This window comes from Paucibacter sp. TC2R-5, assembly GCF_025717605.1.
Classification (GTDB): Bacteria; Pseudomonadota; Gammaproteobacteria; order Burkholderiales; family Burkholderiaceae_C; genus Paucibacter_A; species Paucibacter_A albus.
Window position 1 is genome coordinate 200138 of the sequence record NZ_JAJIRQ010000003.1, and the last position, 15209, is coordinate 215346.

The following is a 15209-nucleotide window of genomic DNA, read 5'->3' on the forward strand; positions in this document are numbered from 1 at the left end:
TCAAGTGAATTGGCACCGGCGGGCTGTTCATCCAGCACCACCCAGCATCACCCGATTGCGCCCGCCCGCCTTGGCTGCATACAGCGCTTGATCCGCCCGCTCCCCTACGGAAACGCTGGTGTCACCGGGCAGATAGGCGGCGACCCCGAAGCTGGCGGTGCATTGCCCAACATGGGGAAAGGCGAAGCCCTCGATGCGTTGGCGCAGTGTCTCTGCCGCTTGGGCGGCACCGCTCAAATCGGTGTCGGGGCAGATCACCAAGAACTCCTCGCCGCCCCAGCGCCCGGCCACATCACTGCCACGCACCCGCTCGCGCAAAATCTCCGCCAAGGCCACCAAGACCGCATCGCCGGCATGATGGCCGAAGCTGTCATTGACGAGCTTGAACTTGTCGATGTCGAGCAGGATCAAGGCGAAGCCGCGACCACTGCGCTCGACCGTAGCAAATTCGCGCTCCAACACCCGGTCCAGAAACAAGCGGTTGTAAAGCCGGGTCAGCCTGTCGGTGACGGACAGCGTTTCCAGCTCGAGATTTTTTTCGACCAACTCGGCCGTGCGCTGGGCCACGGTCAGCTCCAATTGTTCGTTAAGCCGCTGCAACTCATGCACATGGCGACGCAGATCCGCGTCCATTTGGAAGGCCCGCAATGCGGCCTGCACGGTCAAGCGGATGTCGTCGTTATGCCAAGGCTTCTCAAGAAAGCGGAACAACTTGGCCTCATTGATCGCCCGCTTGACGCCGCCCAGATCACTTTGGCCGGTCAGCATGATGGTAAGTGCATCCGGCACCCGCTGATGCACTCGCACCAGTAGTTCATCGCCTCGCATGCCCGGCATGATGTAGTCGGCAATGATCAGGGCCAGCTTGTCCTCGCTTTGCGCCAACTCACCCAGGATCTCGAGCGCCTCTTCGCCGCTCTGCGCAATCTCCACCACCTGGCCGTCGACCAAGGACTTGGCCAGCACGGACCTCAGCGACATCAGCACGCCGCTGTCATCGTCCACGCAAAGAATCACCTGCCTACTCATCTTTGTAGTCTCCCTGCTGCTGCACTTGGCCAAGCGCTGCGCCTGCAGAACACTCAAGCAAATACCGAGCAGTTAAACGGTAACACAGGCTGCCCGGACTATCGGCAAGCGCAGTACAAAACTGAAGTTAGACGAAACAGAGCCAGCAAGCAGACGCCGCACAGTGAGTGCGGCTCTGTGTACTAATCGCCCTTGAGAGCCGCTTTGAGCTTGAGGCCCAGCTCGGGCCGATCCCGAAACGGGTCGGTCGGGTTACGCCGCTGCAGCACATCATCCATGCGCGTTTGCACGCTGCTCAGCGCCTGCGGGTGGCTGAACACATAGAACTGCCGCTCATCCATCGCCGCAAAAACCATGGCAGCCACTTCGGCCGCCGTGACCTTGCCCGAATTGACCGCCTTGTCGCTCATCGCCTGCCCGATCAGCTGACTCTGCGTGGGCCGGCTGCCCTTGAGTTCGGCCGGACGGTTGCGGTGGCTTTGAGCAATGCCGGTGGGCACAAAGAAGGGACACAGCAGCGAGCAGTGAATTTGCTCAGTGACCAGGGCCAGGTCTTGATAGAGGGTCTCGCTCAAGCTCACCACCGCATGCTTGGAGACGCTGTAGACGCCCATATTGGGCGCATTGACGACGCCAGCCATCGAGGCGGTGTTGACGATGTGCCCTTCAAATTCGGGGTCAGCGGCGGCGGCAGCCAACATCATCGGCGTGAACAGGCGCATGCCGTGGACGACGCCCATCACATTGACGCCCAGCACCCATTCCCAATCGGCCAAGGTGTTTTCCCAGATCAGGCCGCCCGAGCCCACGCCGGCGTTGTTGAAGACGAAATGGGGCGCGCCGAAGCGCAGTTGCACGGCGGCAGCCAAGGCTTCCATCTCGGCCGCCTTGGCGACGTCCACGCGCTGCGCCAGCACCGCATGCCCGTCAAACTCGGCCGCCGCCCGCTCCAAGGCGTCGGCCTGCACATCGCACAAGACCAGATTCATGCCGCGAGCGGCGGCGATACGCGCTACCTCCAGGCCAAAACCCGAAGCTGCGCCGGTGATGACGGCGGTCTTGCCTGCGTAGTGTTTCATCGCTTGCACCCGGCCCTAGATCTTGCGCAAGGCATAGCCGATGCGCGGGAAATGCACATGCAGCAGGCCGGCGCGCTCATCCACACGGCGCACGCTGATGCGGCCCTGACTGAGGCCCACCAACTCACCGCAGACCGGGTCGCGGGCGTAGTCGCTGGCGCTGACCCGCACCTTCTCGCCGAGCTCGAAGCCCAGCCCGGCCGGCACGCTGACCGGCTCCTGCGGGCCGACGCTGCGGGCAAGTTCGATGGCGGTCTGGCTGTCCGATTTGCCGCGCTGGCCATGGCCGAAGGCGGCGACGCGCTCGAACCAGGCCGTCAAGCGCTCGAACGGTTCGAGGATGCCGGCCACCGGCGGCGCCAGGCGCACAAACCAGATGCTTTGCGCCACGGCAAAGTCGGCCACGCTGGCGGCGCACCCTTGCAAAAAGGGCCGGCCATCGAGCAACATCGCATCCAGCCAGCTCAGGTAACTCTGCAGTTCCGCGGCGGCGTCCAGGCCGCTGGGCCGCTCGCTGCCGGCGGTCATCAAGGCGCGATCGGCCGCGAAAGCCGCCCTGAACTCGGGCGGCGCACCGGCAAAGATCGCGGCCGCGCCGGCCGGCTGCAAGGTGTAGGACGCGGCCGCCCAGAACAAGGACCGGTCGGCCCATTGCGCCAAGATGCGCTCGGCACCCGCACTCTGCGGCGGGAACAAGCTGGGCGCCGGCTGGCGCGCCTCGATCACCTCGCAGATCAGCGCCGTGTCGCAAAAAATGTCGCCGCCGATCTGCAAAAACGGTGTGCGCCGGTAGCCCCCGGTCAGCGCCAGCACATCGGGCTTGGGGCAAATCACCGGCACCGTGACGCTCTGCCAGGCCAGGCCCTTGAAGCCCAGGATCAGCCGTATCTTCTCGGAAAAGGGCGAGCCGGCGTAGTGGTGAAGCATCAACTCCGTCATGGTGTGGGCGGTCTTTCCATATCGATGTGAACAATGCCGTCTTCGTCATAGGGTTCCGAGGTCGGCACAAAACCCAGGCCGGCATAGAAGTCCAGCAGATAGCTCTGCGCGCTGATGGCGACGGTGTGCCCCGGCCACAGGCGCGCGCATTCCAGCACGGCTTGCTGCATCAGCGCGCGCCCGCAGCCTCGTCCGCGCGCTGCGGGCGAGCTGACCACGCGGCCGATCTCGGGCAAGCGATGCGAGGGGCCTTTGGCCAGCGGTGGCAACAAGCGCGCGCTGGCCAACAGTTCGCCGCTGCTTTCGTCGTGCGCCAATAGATGCCAGGCCAGCAGGTCAACGCCGTCGGGATCGAGATAAACGCAGGCTTGCTCCACCACAAACACCCGCGACCGCAGCGCCAGCGATTGGTAGAGCGCCAGCGGGCTCAGCTCGGCCAGCGGCAGACAAGTCCAGCGCATCGCCATCAGACCAGCTTGACCAGTTGCTTGCCGAAGTTCTTGCCCTTGAGCAGGCCCAGAAAGGCTTCGGGTGCGCTGTCTAGGCCCTCGGCCACCGATTCGCGGAACTTCAGCTTGCCGGTGGCGACCATGCCGCCCAGCTCCTTCAAGGCTTCGGGCCAGACATCCATGTGCTCGCTGACGATAAAGCCCTGGAACTTCATCCGGTTGACCAGGATCAGCTGCGGTGCGCTCATCGGAATCGGTTCACCGTTGTAGCCAGAAATCATGCCGCACATGGCAACGCGGCTGAAGGCATTGGCGCGCAGCATCACTGCGTCCAGAATCATGCCGCCGACGTTTTCGAAATAGCCGTCCACACCGTCCGGGCAAGCGGCCTTCAAGGCTGCGGACAGAGACTTCAGGTCACGATGCTCTTTGTAGTCGATGCAGGCGTCAAAGCCCAACTCCTCGACTACATAGCGGCATTTATCTGCGCCACCGGCCAGGCCCACGGCGCGCGCGCCGCGTGCCTTGGCCAACTGCCCCACGACAGAGCCGACCGCGCCGCTGGCGGCACTGACCACCACCGTCTCGCCGGCCTTGGGGTTGATGATCTTGACCAGCCCGTACCAGGCGGTAACACCCGGCATGCCGACCGCGCCGAGGTAGGCCGACAGCGGGATATGCGTGGTGTCCACTTTTTGAATCACGCCGCGCTGATTGGCGTCAACGACAAAGTACTGCTGCCAGCCGCCCATGCCGACGACCTTGTCGCCGACCGAAAAGGCCGCATTCTTGCTCGCCACCACCTCGCCGACGGTGCCGCCCATCATGACCTCGTTCAGGGGCTGGGGCTGGGCATAGCTCTTGCCGTCATTCATGCGGCCGCGCATATAGGGATCCAGGCTCAAGAAGTGATTGCGAATCAAGACCTGACCCTCGGCCAACTCCGGCACAGCGGCCTCCACCAGTTTGAAGTTGTCCAGCGTAGGCTCGCCTTGTGGGCGGGACACGAGCTGGATTTGCGCATTGATAGGGTTCATGGGTTTTTCCTCAATTGGGGGCTAGCTCTTCAATCCCTGATTGAATCATGAGGCACAAGTTGCTTCCGTCCCTTGGGCGACATAACAGTACCTGCGGCATGAATTTGAGACCCTGGCCGCTCAAGTTCAACAAACTGAGGCCGATAGCCTCCCATGCGCAGCCGGGGCCTGAGCGAATGCTCTGTACCCTTTTCATACAGCGGGTCTTCAGGAGCAAACCCATGAATCTGTCGAATTACAAGATCGGCAGCAAGCTGATCGCCGGGTTTCTATTGGTGGCGGCTATCGGGGCGTTGATCGGCATACTCGGCTTGACCAAGATGGCACAGCTGAACAAAGCTGCCAGCGAGATGTACGACAAAGAGTTCAAGGCAGTCTCCTTCATCAAGGAAGCCAATATCGACCTGATTTACGTCGAGCGCGATCTGCGCAACGCCCTCTTGGCCACCAACCCCGACGGGCGCGGCAAGTCACGTGAATCGCTGCGCAAGAACATGGCCTTGGCCAAAGACAATATCAAGCAAGCGGACCCCTTGTTCTGGACCGAAAAAGGTCAAGCGGCAATGCTCAAGCTCAAAGGCATGTGGGACGCATTCGAAATCGCTGTCGGCGCAATGAACGGCAAGCTGGCCGACGAAAGTCCGGCAGGCAATGCGGCGGCGGTTGAATTCATGTTCGGCACGCTGACGCCCTTGAGCACCCAGGTGGATGATCAGCTGACCGTGCTGGCGAAACTCAAGGAAGCAAACGCCAAACGCATCGATGAAGAAAACGACGCCGCCTATGCGAGCAACCGCAATCTGACCATAGGCTTGATCCTGCTGGGCATCGCCGGCGGTGTGGCCTTGGGGCTGATGATCAGCCGCAATGTGGTGACGGCCTTGCAACGCTCGCTGGCGGCGGCCGAGCGCATGAGCAACTTTGACATGAGCGAGGCCTTGCAGGCGACAGGCAAGGACGAAAGCGCAGACCTACTGCGCGCTCAAGAGACGATGCGGCAAAAGCTGCAAGACATCGTCGCCCAAGTGCGCGACAACGCCGAAAGCGTGGCCACGGGCAGCGGCCAGATTGCGCAAGGCAATGCCGACCTGAGCCAGCGTACCGAAGAGCAAGCTAGCGCACTCGAAGAGACAGCGGCCACCATGGATGAGCTTAGCTCCACCGTGCGAAACAACGCCGACAACGCCAAGCAAGCCAATCAGCTGGCCCTGGGCGCGTCGACCGTCGCCAGCCAAGGTGGCGCGGTGGTGAGCGAGGTGGTGGAAACAATGAAAGGCATCAACGAAAGCTCACGCAAGATCTCCGACATCATCAGCGTGATCGATGGCATCGCCTTTCAGACCAATATCCTGGCTCTGAACGCGGCCGTCGAGGCGGCTCGCGCCGGCGAGCAGGGGCGCGGCTTTGCGGTGGTCGCAAGTGAGGTTCGCTCACTCGCGCAGCGCAGCGCGGAAGCGGCCAAGGAGATCAAAACGCTGATCAACGCCAGCGTCGAGCGGGTCGAGCTTGGCACGGCCTTGGTCGACAAGGCGGGCGTGACGATGAGCGAGATCGTCACTGCGATTCGCCGCGTCACCGATATCGTCGGAGAGATCAGCAGCGCCAGCACGGAGCAAAGTGCCGGCATCGCGCAAGTCGGTGAAGCCATCACCCAGATGGACAAGGTCACTCAGCAAAACGCGGCCTTGGTGGAAGAAAGCGCGGCAGCGGCGGAAAGCTTGCGCCAACAGGCGGCACAGTTGGTGCAAGCGGTGGCGGTGTTCAAGCTCAGTGGCAGGCACTGAGCAAAGCCGAGCGCCAATTCGATTCCGCCGTCAAAATTCAATCACCCACCAACCGGGAGATTTTTCATGCAAATGTCCGACTACAAGATATCCACCAAGTTGGTGGCGGCTTTTTGTGCTGTCGCCCTGATTGGCGCAGCACTTGGGGCATTTGCCCTGTTCAATATGAAACGCATCAACGATGCGGACACCCGGCTCTATGAGAGGGAGCTGGTTGGGCTGTCCTTGATCAAGGAGGCCAATGCGCAGCGCTTGCAGGCCCTGGTGGCGGTGCGGGACACCTTGCTGGCAACAGATGCCCAAGAGCGCGATCAGGCCCTGGCCTTGATGAGCGAGGCACGCAAAAAATATGCCGACTTGCTCGAACAAGCAGCCAAGCTCAGCACCAGCGACAAGGGCCGCGCTGCGCTGGCAGACTTGCGCGCCTTGTCCGAGAAGGATCAGCAGATCGCCCAGGACTTGGTCAAACGCATCCAAGCCACCGACTTGAGCGGCTCCAACGAAAGCATCAAGTTCATCAAATCCGACGTCACGCCGCATGGCATACAAGTCGACCGGGCTTTGACGGCCCTGTCCCGGCTCAAAGAAGTCGAGGCGAAGGCGGTGTCAGACGGCAATGACGCACTGTATGAAAACAGCCGCAACATCACCGTGACCTTGATTTTGCTTGGCGTGGCAGCAGGCGTGGGTCTAGGTCTGGCCATCAGCCGCCATGTGACGGCGCCGCTGGCGCATGCCGCCGCCGGCGCGCGGGCGATGAGCGAAGGCGATATGACGCAAGACCTGAACGTTAACGGCAAGGACGAAACCTCGCAACTGCTGCAGGCCCTGGACGAAATGCGCCGCCGCCTACAAGGCATTGTCTCCAGCGTGCGGGAAAACTCCGAAAGCGTGGCCACCGGCAGTGGCCAGATAGCCCAAGGCAATGCCGACCTGAGCCAGCGCACCGAAGAGCAAGCCAGCGCACTTGAAGAAACCGCCGCCACCATGGATGAGCTCAGCTCCACCGTGCGCAACAACGCCGACAACGCCAAACAAGCCAATCAATTGGCACTCAGCGCCTCCACCGTGGCCCAGCAAGGCGGCGCGGTGGTGGGCGAAGTGGTCGAGACGATGAAGGGCATCAACGACAGCTCGAAGAAAATCTCCGACATCATCAGCGTGATCGACGGCATTGCTTTTCAGACCAATATCCTGGCGCTGAATGCGGCCGTGGAAGCGGCCCGCGCCGGCGAGCAAGGGCGCGGCTTTGCGGTGGTAGCCAGCGAGGTGCGCTCGCTGGCTCAGCGCAGCGCCGAGGCCGCCAAGGAAATCAAGACCCTGATCAACGCCAGCGTGGAGCGGGTAGAGCTTGGCACGGCCTTGGTCGACAAGGCGGGCGTGACCATGACCGAGATCGTCGGCTCAATCCGTCGGGTGGCCGATATCGTCGGCGAAATCAGCGCGGCCAGTTCGGAGCAGAGCTCGGGCATCGCGCAGGTCGGTGAGGCGATCACGCAGATGGACAAGGTGACCCAGCAAAACGCCGCCTTGGTGGAAGAAAGCGCCGCCGCCGCCGAGAGCTTGCGCCAGCAAGCCGATCAGTTGGTGCAGGTGGTGGCGGTGTTCAAGCTGCGCTGAAAGCCCTGTTCGGTTGAGGCTTTCGGCTGAGGCTATCGGCTGAGATTGTCAGACGGGCTCGTCAGCTCCTGCGCGCTGCAAGCTCTTGACGCTGCGCCCGCGCGCCGGCAGCGCCTTCAGGTATTTGAAGGTGGCCGTGGCATGCGCACAGAGCTTGCCGTCTTCGCCGTAAATACTGCCCTCGCAAAAAGCCATCGTCGCCGTGCCATGCAGCAACTTGCCCACGGCACGCAACTCACCCTCGCCCGGCCGCATAAAAGTGGTCTTCATCTCGATGGTGACCACGCCCGGCCCCATGCCGGCCGCGCTCATATGAATGCTGCGCGCGGCATGCGCCATCGCCACATCCAGCATGGTCATCAAGACGCCGCCATGCGCGACCTCCCAGGAGTTCAGGTGGCCTTCCTTCAGGTCGACGCGCAGTTCCGCCTGACCGTGGCCCATGCTGTGCAGGTCCAGCCCTAACTGCTCAACAAAGGGGATGTGAACCGGGAACTTCAAAGTGGCTTGTGCTTTTGACTGTGTTTTTGACTGTATTTTTGAATTTGGCATGGGCGAAAAGAGCTCCAAAGCTGCTTGCAATGCGCCAAGGATAGCCGCTTGTGGTTGACACAAGCTTACTTCCAGCGCGAGCGCAGCCAGATCATCAGCACGCCGGCCAGCACGGCCAAGGCGCCCTTGCCCAGCAGCAGGTAAGCCAATACTTCAGCGTCCGTCATGCCGTCTCCCTTGCCGCCCACGCTATGCGGGCCGAACTGCCACAGTGCTAGGCCCACGACAAAGACCAAGAGCCCGCCGTAGATAAAAATCCAGACCAGGCGCTCTATCCAGAGCAGGGCCTTGGCGCTGACTCGTCTGCCACCCGCTTCTTCAGCCATCAGTTTGTCCCTTAAAACCAAGCATCCGGCATATCTTTGCACAAGGGCTCGCGGCGGCTGACCACGCCCAGCCAAGCTTCGATCTTGGGCAATTCATAGGCAAAGAAATAGCGGCAAGCCGCCTGCTTACCCTGGGCGAAGTCGCTTGGCGCTCCCTGCCCCGCTTTCAAGGCCACATCCAGCCAAATCCAGGCCAGCACCAAGTGACCAAATGCCTGCAGATAGGGTGTGGCGTTGGCCAGCGCTTCTTCCGGCTCGCCGCTGCTCCAGGCATTCTTGGTAGCGCGGCCGACACTTGCAAGCGCCGCAGCCAAGGCATTGCCAAGCTCCGCCAACTCAGGCTGTTGCAGAGCGGTTTCCACAGTAAAGTTGATGCGCGCAGCCAGCGCGAACAAGGCTTCGCCGCCGTTCATCACGACCTTGCGGCCTAAGAGGTCAAGCCCATGGATGCCATGCGTGCCCTCGTGAATCATATTCAGCCGGTTGTCGCGCCAATATTGCTCGACCGGAAAATCGCGCGTGTAGCCGTAACCGCCCAAGACCTGTATCGCCAGCGAGTTGGCCTCCAGACACCATTCGCTGGGCCAGCTCTTGACGATGGGGATCAAGACCTCCAGCACCAGTTTGGCTTCCTTGGCCGCCTCGGCCGCGCCGCTGTGCTGCTCGTCGACCAAGCGCGCGCAGAGCAGCGCCAGCGCCAGGCCGCCCTCGACATAGCTCTTTTGCGCCAGCAACATGCGCTTGACGTCGGCATGTTCGATGATGGGGCGCTGCGGCTGGGTGGCATCCTTGCCAGCAGGGCCGATCGTCCTGCCCTGCGAGCGTTGGCGGGCATAGGCCAAGCTGGCTTCATAACCCGCGTAACCCAACATCGCAGCGCCCAGGCCCACGCCGATACGCGCTTCGTTCATCATGTGGAACATGCACTTGAGGCCTTCGCCGGGCTGGCCGACCAGATAGCCAACGGCGCCTGCCCCACCCTCGCCAAAGTTCAGCAAGCAGTTGCTGGTGCCACGAAAGCCGAGCTTGTGGTTCAAGCCAGCCAACCGCACATCGTTGCGCTCGCCAGTCAACTGGCCGTCGGCACCCACCATCTTCTTGGGCACGATGAACAAGGAAATCCCGCGCGCGCCGGCGACGAGCTTGCCGTCCGGGCCGGGAATCTTGGCCAACACCAGGTGAATGATGTTCTCGCTCAGCTCGTGCTCGCCGGCCGAGATCCACATCTTGTTGCCCCACAACCTAAAGCGTGAGCCCAGCGGATCGTCGGCAAATTCCGGCTCGGCCCGAGTGGTGATGTCCGACAGGGACGAGCCCGCCTGCGGCTCGCTCAAACACATGGTGCCGAACCAGCGTCCTTCGAACTCGGCCGCCGCAAACACCTCGCGCTGTTTGGCCGTGCCATGCGCCATCAAGAGATTGGCATTGCCGGCGGTCAGCATCGCGTAGGCGCCTAGGGCCACATTGGCTTTGCTGAAAAAGGCATTCGCCGCCATCTCAATCACGCAGGGCAGCTGCATGCCACCGATCGCGTAGTCTTGCGCGGCCGCCAACATGCCCGAAGCCACATAGGCATCGGTCGCGGCCTTGGTGGCGGCTGGCAAGTGCACGCGCTCGCCATCGAAGCGCGGCTCTTCGGTATCGGTCAGCCGGGCAATCGGTGCGAACTTTTCGCGGGCGATTTTTTCGCAGGTATCGAGCACGGCGGCAAATGTCTCGCCGCTATGCTCGGCAAAGCGCGCGCGCAGGGTCAGGTCTTGCACCCCCAGCCAATCGTTGAGCAGAAAGTCCAGGGTTTGTCGCATGCCTTGTCCCTAATCGAGGAAGCCGCTCAGAGCACTTCAAATATGCCGGCCGCGCCCATGCCGCCGCCAATGCACATCGTTACGCATACCTTCTTGGCGCCGCGCCTGCGACCTTCGATCAGTGCATGGCCGGTCAGGCGCTGGCCCGACACACCATAAGGGTGGCCCACCGCGATCGCGCCGCCGTTGACATTGAGCCTGTCCATAGGGATGCCCAAAGTGTCGGCGCAATACAGCACTTGCACGGCAAAGGCTTCGTTCAACTCCCAGAGGTCGATGTCGGCGACCGTCAGTCCCAGTCGCTTCAAAACCTTGGGGATCGCGTAGACCGGGCCAATGCCCATCTCGTCGGGCTCGCAGCCCGCCACCGCAAAGCCCAAGAAGCGGCCCAGCGGCTTGAGACCGTGCGCCTCGGCATAGCGCTCGCTGGTCAGCACGCAAGCACCGGCGCCGTCAGAAAACTGGCTGGCATTGCCCGCAGTCACCAGGCCGCCGGGCACGGCACTGCGCAGATCCTTGATGCCCTCGTACGTGGTGCCTTCGCGCAGGCCTTCATCGACGCTAACGGTAACTTCACGCGTGCTCAGGCCTAACACCTTGTCGACCACGCCCATCGTCACGTTCATGGGGGCGATCTCCTGCGTGAAGAGGCCGGCGGCTTGCGCTGCGCAAGCGCGTTGCTGGCTCTGCGCGCCGTATTGGTCCATGCGTTCGCGGGCAATCTTGTAGCGGGTCGCCACGTTCTCGGCCGTTTGCAACATGCTCCAATAAATTTCAGGCTTGTTCTTGGCCAGCCAAGGGTCGCTGATCATGTGGCGATTGGCTTCGTTTTGCACGCAGGAGATGCTCTCCACGCCGCCGGCCACAAACACCTCGGCTTCGCCGGCGATGATGCGCTGCGCGGCAAGCGCAATCGACTGCAGGCCGCTGGAGCAAAAGCGGTTGATGGTGAAGCCACCGACGGTGATGGGCAGGCCGGCGCGCAGCGCGACTTGGCGGGCAATATTGTTGCCGGTCGCACCTTCGGGGAAGGCGCAGCCCATCACCACGTCTTCAATGTCTGCGGCGTCAATGCCGGCGCGCTCAACGGCGCCCTTGACCGCGTGGCCGCCTAAAGTGGCGCCATGGCTCATATTGAAAGCGCCCTTCCAGCTCTTGGCCAAAGGGGTGCGGGCAGTGGAAACGATGACGGCTTTAGTCATGATGTGCTTTCACTCTCAATTAGGAAAAAGTCTTGCCTTCGGCGACCAAGCGAGCCAGCAGCGGCGCCGGCTGCCAGAACTCGGCGTCATCAAGCGGATTCTTGGCGAAGCGCTTCATCGCCTGCACCACGTTGAACAGCCCCACCTGGTCGGCATAGCACATAGGCCCGCCGCGCCAGAGCGGGAAGCCATAACCAGTCAGATAGACCATGTCCACATCCGAAGCGCGCTGGGCGATGCCTTCCTCCAGCAAATGGGCCGCCTCATTGACCAGCGAATAGACCAAGCGATGCACGATCTCGTCATCGCCGATTTGGCGCGGCGTGATGCTTAGTGCAGCGCGGTGCTTGTCCAGCATCTCGGCCACCACCGGCGAGGGGATAGCGTCGCGCTTGCCCGCTTGATAGTCATACCAGCCGGCCTGCGTCTTTTGACCAAAGCGGCCCAGCTCACACAGCAGGTCAGCGGACTTGGAGTAACGCAGATTCGGCTTCTCCTGGTAGCGGCGCTTGCGGATCGCCCAGCCGATGTCATTGCCGGCCAAGTCACCCATACGGAACGGCCCCATCGCGAAGCCGAACTTCTCGGCCGCGCGGTCAACCTGCGCCGGCGAGCAGCCCTCGTCGAGCAAGAAGCCAGCCTGGCGGCTGTACTGCTCGATCATGCGGTTGCCGATGAAACCATCGCATACGCCAGAAACGACAGCCGTCTTGCGGATCTTCTTGGCCAGCGCCATCACAGTCGCCAACACATCCTTGGCCGTGGCTGCACCGCGCACCACTTCGAGCAGCTTCATCACATTGGCCGGGCTGAAGAAATGCATGCCAACCACGTCTTGCGGACGTTTGGTGAAATTGGCAATCGCGTTCAGATCCAAGGTCGACGTATTGCTGGCCAGAATCGCGCCAGGCTTCATCACCTCATCGAGCTGTTTGAAGACCGCTTGCTTGACGACGATCTCTTCGAACACCGCTTCGATCACCAGATCGGCGTCGCCGATGTCGGCATAGCTCAGCGTTGTGCTCAGCAGCGCCATGCGGGCCTCGAGCTTGTCTTGCTTGAGCTTGCCTTTTTTGAGCTGCGCCTCGTAGTTCTTGCGTATCGTTGCGACGCCGCGGTCCAAGGCTTCTTGCTTGGTCTCCAGCATCACGACAGGCAGACCGGCATTCAAAAAGTTCATGCTGATGCCACCGCCCATGGTGCCCGCGCCAATGACGGCAATCTTGGCGATCGTGCGGGTTGGCGTGTCGCTGGGCACATCGGCAATCTTGGTGGTGGCGCGTTCGGCAAAGAAGGCATGGCGCAAGGCGCCCGATTCCGGCGTGACCATCAGCGCGGCAAAACCGGCCCGCTCGGCCTTGATGCCATCGTCAAACTTCATAGACACCGAAGCCGCAACCGCTTCCAGACAGCGCAGCGGCGCCGGGAAGTTCTTGCTCATGCCGCCGACCATATTGCGGGCGAACTGGAAGAAAGCATCCGGATCTGCGGCCTTGTCAATGAAGCGCGCCTTCAGATCACGCACGCGCGGCAAGGGGCGAACATCGGCCACTTCGGCGGCCAGCGCCAACGCTTCGTCCATCAGGTCGCCTTTGGCCATGCGATCGAACAACTTTTGCCCCGGCACCTGGGCGAGTAACTCGCTATTCACCGGCTCCCCGCTGACGATCATATTCAGCGCCGGCTCGACACCCAAAGCGCGCGGTAAGCGCTGCGTGCCACCGGCGCCGGGCAAGAGCCCCAGCTTGACCTCGGGCAGCGCGACCTTGGTGCCGGCGGCCGCAATACGGTAATGGCAGCCCAGCGACAGCTCCAAGCCACCGCCCATGCAAACGCTGTGGATCGCGGCCACCACAGGCTTGGAGCAGGCCTCGACCAGGCTGATCAGGCTGAGCAAGTTCGGCTCGGCCAGCGCCTTGGGGCTGCCGAACTCCTTGATATCGGCACCACCCGAAAAAGCCGCGCCGGCGCCGGTGATGACCACGGCCTTGATGGCCGCATCTTCCTCGGCCCGATTGATGCCGGCCGCCACCGCCTGGCGGGTCACCAGCCCCATGCCATTGACAGGTGGGTTGTTCAATGTGATCACGGCGACCTGGCCGCGGACTTCGTAAGTGGCTGTCATGCTGACCCCTTGTTGGAAAAGGAGCAGAGCCTGCGAAAAACAGGTCCCGCCTAAAATAGAACGATCGTTCGATTTTAGGCAGCAAAGAGGCCGAAATGATGTCGCTGGCGTGACAAAAACGCCCAGGCTTGCTACGGGTTTATAAGGAGGCAGCAGCCAAGAGGCGCCAAGAAAAGGCGCCAAGGTGCCGGGACAGTAACGCACTGCCTCGGCGGGCCTCGGTCAGCGGCAGATCAGTTGCAGATCAGCAATGCTGCAGCTCCCGATCCGCACTCTAAAGACCTTGGCCGCGACAGCCTTGCCTCGAGAGCTAAGAATCGCGGGGGATGACTAGCTCAGCCAGCTAATCCTGCCCGTACCTACATCATGCATCGCGGCGACGATTTTCAACTGGCCTGCGCTGACCAGCTCTCTCAAGACCTCGCTGCGAGCGCTCAGCATGGCCGCCGCGTCTTTGGCATTTTGATCTGCGACCGCTTGCACCAGCTGCTTGTTCTTAGAGGTCTGCGGACCATCAACTGGCTTGATCTTGATCACCGAAGGCCGGATATTGGCCAGAGTGGCTGTAAGGTTGCCCAGCTTGGCATCATCCACCGCACCTTTGATCGCGCCGCATTCTGTGTGGCCAAGCACCACAATCAGCTTGGCGCCGGCCAGCTTGGTCGCAAACTCAAGGCTGCCAATGATGTCGGTGTTGACGAAGTTGCCGGCAATGCGGGCGGCAAAGATGTCACCGATTTGTTGATCGAACACCAACTCCGGCGGCACCCGGCTGTCGATACAGCCCACCACCGCTGCAAATGGCGCTTGACCGCTGGCGGTGGCCCTGACTTGAGCGAGCAGATCGCAGTTGACGCTCTTGCCGCTGAGGAAGCGGGCGTTGCCGTCCTGCAGCATTTGAAGCGCCTGATCCGGCGAGGTGCCTTCTTGACGTGATTTATCAAAGGCGGCACACACGCCCCCGGCGTTGCGGCTCTCGCTCGAGGCGCCCCCTTGACCTGCGCAGGCCGCAAGGCTGGACGCGGCAATCGCTCCGGCTGCCGCCAAGAATCCACGACGTTCGTTCATGCTGTACTCACTTTCGATGATGACGAGGAGGACATAGTCTAGCGGCCTCGGGTCATCGCAGGCACCATTAATTCGGCTGAGAAAAAGAGCGGTCGCCGCCCTCGTTAGTCTGCCCCTTCATCCTCCAAATTAGTCCAGCATCGTCGCACTGCATGGGGCGAAAAATGCCCTTCGCATCGCATTCATCAAGAGCG

At 62.0% G+C, this 15209-nt stretch carries 13 protein-coding genes; 2 read left to right on the top strand and 11 right to left on the bottom strand.

What is annotated here, in order from left to right; genetic code table 11:
- Positions 1 to 27: 27 nt before the first annotated feature.
- The 5 genes from LNV08_RS07885 to LNV08_RS07905 form a co-directional block, all read right to left on the bottom strand.
- Positions 28 to 1029 (bottom strand): sensor domain-containing diguanylate cyclase, encoded by a 1002-nt coding sequence (locus LNV08_RS07885; RefSeq protein WP_263533149.1) that lies wholly within the window; start codon positions 1027 to 1029, stop codon positions 28 to 30.
- A 182-nt stretch (positions 1030 to 1211) separates the two neighbouring features.
- Positions 1212 to 2108, bottom strand: a complete 897-nt coding sequence (locus tag LNV08_RS07890; protein ID WP_263533150.1) for an SDR family oxidoreductase — start codon at positions 2106 to 2108, stop codon at positions 1212 to 1214.
- Between the two features lie 15 nt (positions 2109 to 2123).
- The gene (locus LNV08_RS07895) at positions 2124 to 3047 is read right to left on the bottom strand and encodes a glutathione S-transferase family protein (RefSeq protein WP_263533151.1); all 924 of its coding nucleotides are present in this window, start codon (positions 3045 to 3047) and stop codon (positions 2124 to 2126) included.
- Positions 3044 to 3514, bottom strand: a complete 471-nt coding sequence (locus LNV08_RS07900) for a GNAT family N-acetyltransferase (protein ID WP_263533152.1) — start codon at positions 3512 to 3514, stop codon at positions 3044 to 3046. The genes LNV08_RS07895 and LNV08_RS07900 overlap by 4 nt, the downstream gene beginning before the upstream one ends.
- Positions 3514 to 4533 carry an NADP-dependent oxidoreductase gene (locus LNV08_RS07905; protein ID WP_263533153.1) on the bottom strand — a complete coding sequence of 340 codons (1020 nt, stop codon included), beginning with the start codon at positions 4531 to 4533 and terminating at the stop codon, positions 3514 to 3516. Before LNV08_RS07905 ends, LNV08_RS07900 begins: the two co-directional genes overlap by 1 nt.
- Positions 4534 to 4754: 221 nt before the next feature.
- On the opposite strand from LNV08_RS07905, the gene LNV08_RS07910 reads away from it, so the two are divergent.
- Both LNV08_RS07910 and LNV08_RS07915 read left to right on the top strand, forming a co-directional pair.
- A complete protein-coding gene (locus tag LNV08_RS07910) occupies positions 4755 to 6317 on the top strand; it encodes a methyl-accepting chemotaxis protein (protein WP_318014105.1) in 1563 nt (520 codons plus the stop codon).
- A 66-nt stretch (positions 6318 to 6383) separates the two neighbouring features.
- Entirely contained in the window at positions 6384 to 7937 is a 1554-nt protein-coding gene (locus LNV08_RS07915; protein ID WP_318014106.1) for a methyl-accepting chemotaxis protein, read from the top strand.
- A 48-nt stretch (positions 7938 to 7985) separates the two neighbouring features.
- Here the strand turns inward: LNV08_RS07915 and LNV08_RS07920 are convergent, their stop codons facing one another.
- The 6 genes from LNV08_RS07920 to LNV08_RS07945 form a co-directional block, all read right to left on the bottom strand.
- Entirely contained in the window at positions 7986 to 8438 is a 453-nt protein-coding gene (locus tag LNV08_RS07920; protein WP_414858699.1) for a PaaI family thioesterase, read from the bottom strand.
- Between the two features lie 116 nt (positions 8439 to 8554).
- Complete coding sequence (locus tag LNV08_RS07925; protein ID WP_263533155.1) at positions 8555 to 8815, bottom strand: hypothetical protein; 261 nt, start codon at positions 8813 to 8815, stop codon at positions 8555 to 8557.
- 11 nt (positions 8816 to 8826) lie between these two features.
- Positions 8827 to 10620, bottom strand: coding sequence for an acyl-CoA dehydrogenase (locus LNV08_RS07930; RefSeq protein ID WP_263533156.1), 1794 nt, complete (start codon positions 10618 to 10620; stop codon positions 8827 to 8829).
- A 26-nt stretch (positions 10621 to 10646) separates the two neighbouring features.
- On the bottom strand, positions 10647 to 11822 hold the full coding sequence (locus LNV08_RS07935) for an acetyl-CoA C-acyltransferase (protein ID WP_263533157.1): 1176 nt from the start codon (positions 11820 to 11822) through the stop codon (positions 10647 to 10649).
- Positions 11823 to 11841: 19 nt separating this feature from the next.
- Positions 11842 to 13947, bottom strand: a complete 2106-nt coding sequence (locus LNV08_RS07940; protein ID WP_263533158.1) for a 3-hydroxyacyl-CoA dehydrogenase NAD-binding domain-containing protein — start codon at positions 13945 to 13947, stop codon at positions 11842 to 11844.
- Between the two features lie 330 nt (positions 13948 to 14277).
- Entirely contained in the window at positions 14278 to 15015 is a 738-nt protein-coding gene (locus LNV08_RS07945) for a carbonic anhydrase family protein (RefSeq protein ID WP_263533159.1), read from the bottom strand.
- Between the last annotated feature and the right edge of the window lie 194 nt (positions 15016 to 15209).

Coding starts and splice junctions, on each gene's coding strand:
- LNV08_RS07910 (WP_318014105.1), top strand. CDS start 4,755: ATGAATCTGTCGAATTACAAGATCGGCAGCAAGCTGATCGCCGGGTTT.
- LNV08_RS07935 (WP_263533157.1), bottom strand. CDS start 11,822: ATGACTAAAGCCGTCATCGTTTCCACTGCCCGCACCCCTTTGGCCAAG.
- LNV08_RS07900 (WP_263533152.1), bottom strand. CDS start 3,514: ATGGCGATGCGCTGGACTTGTCTGCCGCTGGCCGAGCTGAGCCCGCTG.
- LNV08_RS07885 (WP_263533149.1), bottom strand. CDS start 1,029: ATGAGTAGGCAGGTGATTCTTTGCGTGGACGATGACAGCGGCGTGCTG.
- LNV08_RS07925 (WP_263533155.1), bottom strand. CDS start 8,815: ATGGCTGAAGAAGCGGGTGGCAGACGAGTCAGCGCCAAGGCCCTGCTC.
- LNV08_RS07945 (WP_263533159.1), bottom strand. CDS start 15,015: ATGAACGAACGTCGTGGATTCTTGGCGGCAGCCGGAGCGATTGCCGCG.
- LNV08_RS07915 (WP_318014106.1), top strand. CDS start 6,384: ATGCAAATGTCCGACTACAAGATATCCACCAAGTTGGTGGCGGCTTTT.
- LNV08_RS07905 (WP_263533153.1), bottom strand. CDS start 4,533: ATGAACCCTATCAATGCGCAAATCCAGCTCGTGTCCCGCCCACAAGGC.
- LNV08_RS07895 (WP_263533151.1), bottom strand. CDS start 3,047: ATGACGGAGTTGATGCTTCACCACTACGCCGGCTCGCCCTTTTCCGAG.
- LNV08_RS07930 (WP_263533156.1), bottom strand. CDS start 10,620: ATGCGACAAACCCTGGACTTTCTGCTCAACGATTGGCTGGGGGTGCAA.
- LNV08_RS07940 (WP_263533158.1), bottom strand. CDS start 13,947: ATGACAGCCACTTACGAAGTCCGCGGCCAGGTCGCCGTGATCACATTG.
- LNV08_RS07890 (WP_263533150.1), bottom strand. CDS start 2,108: ATGAAACACTACGCAGGCAAGACCGCCGTCATCACCGGCGCAGCTTCG.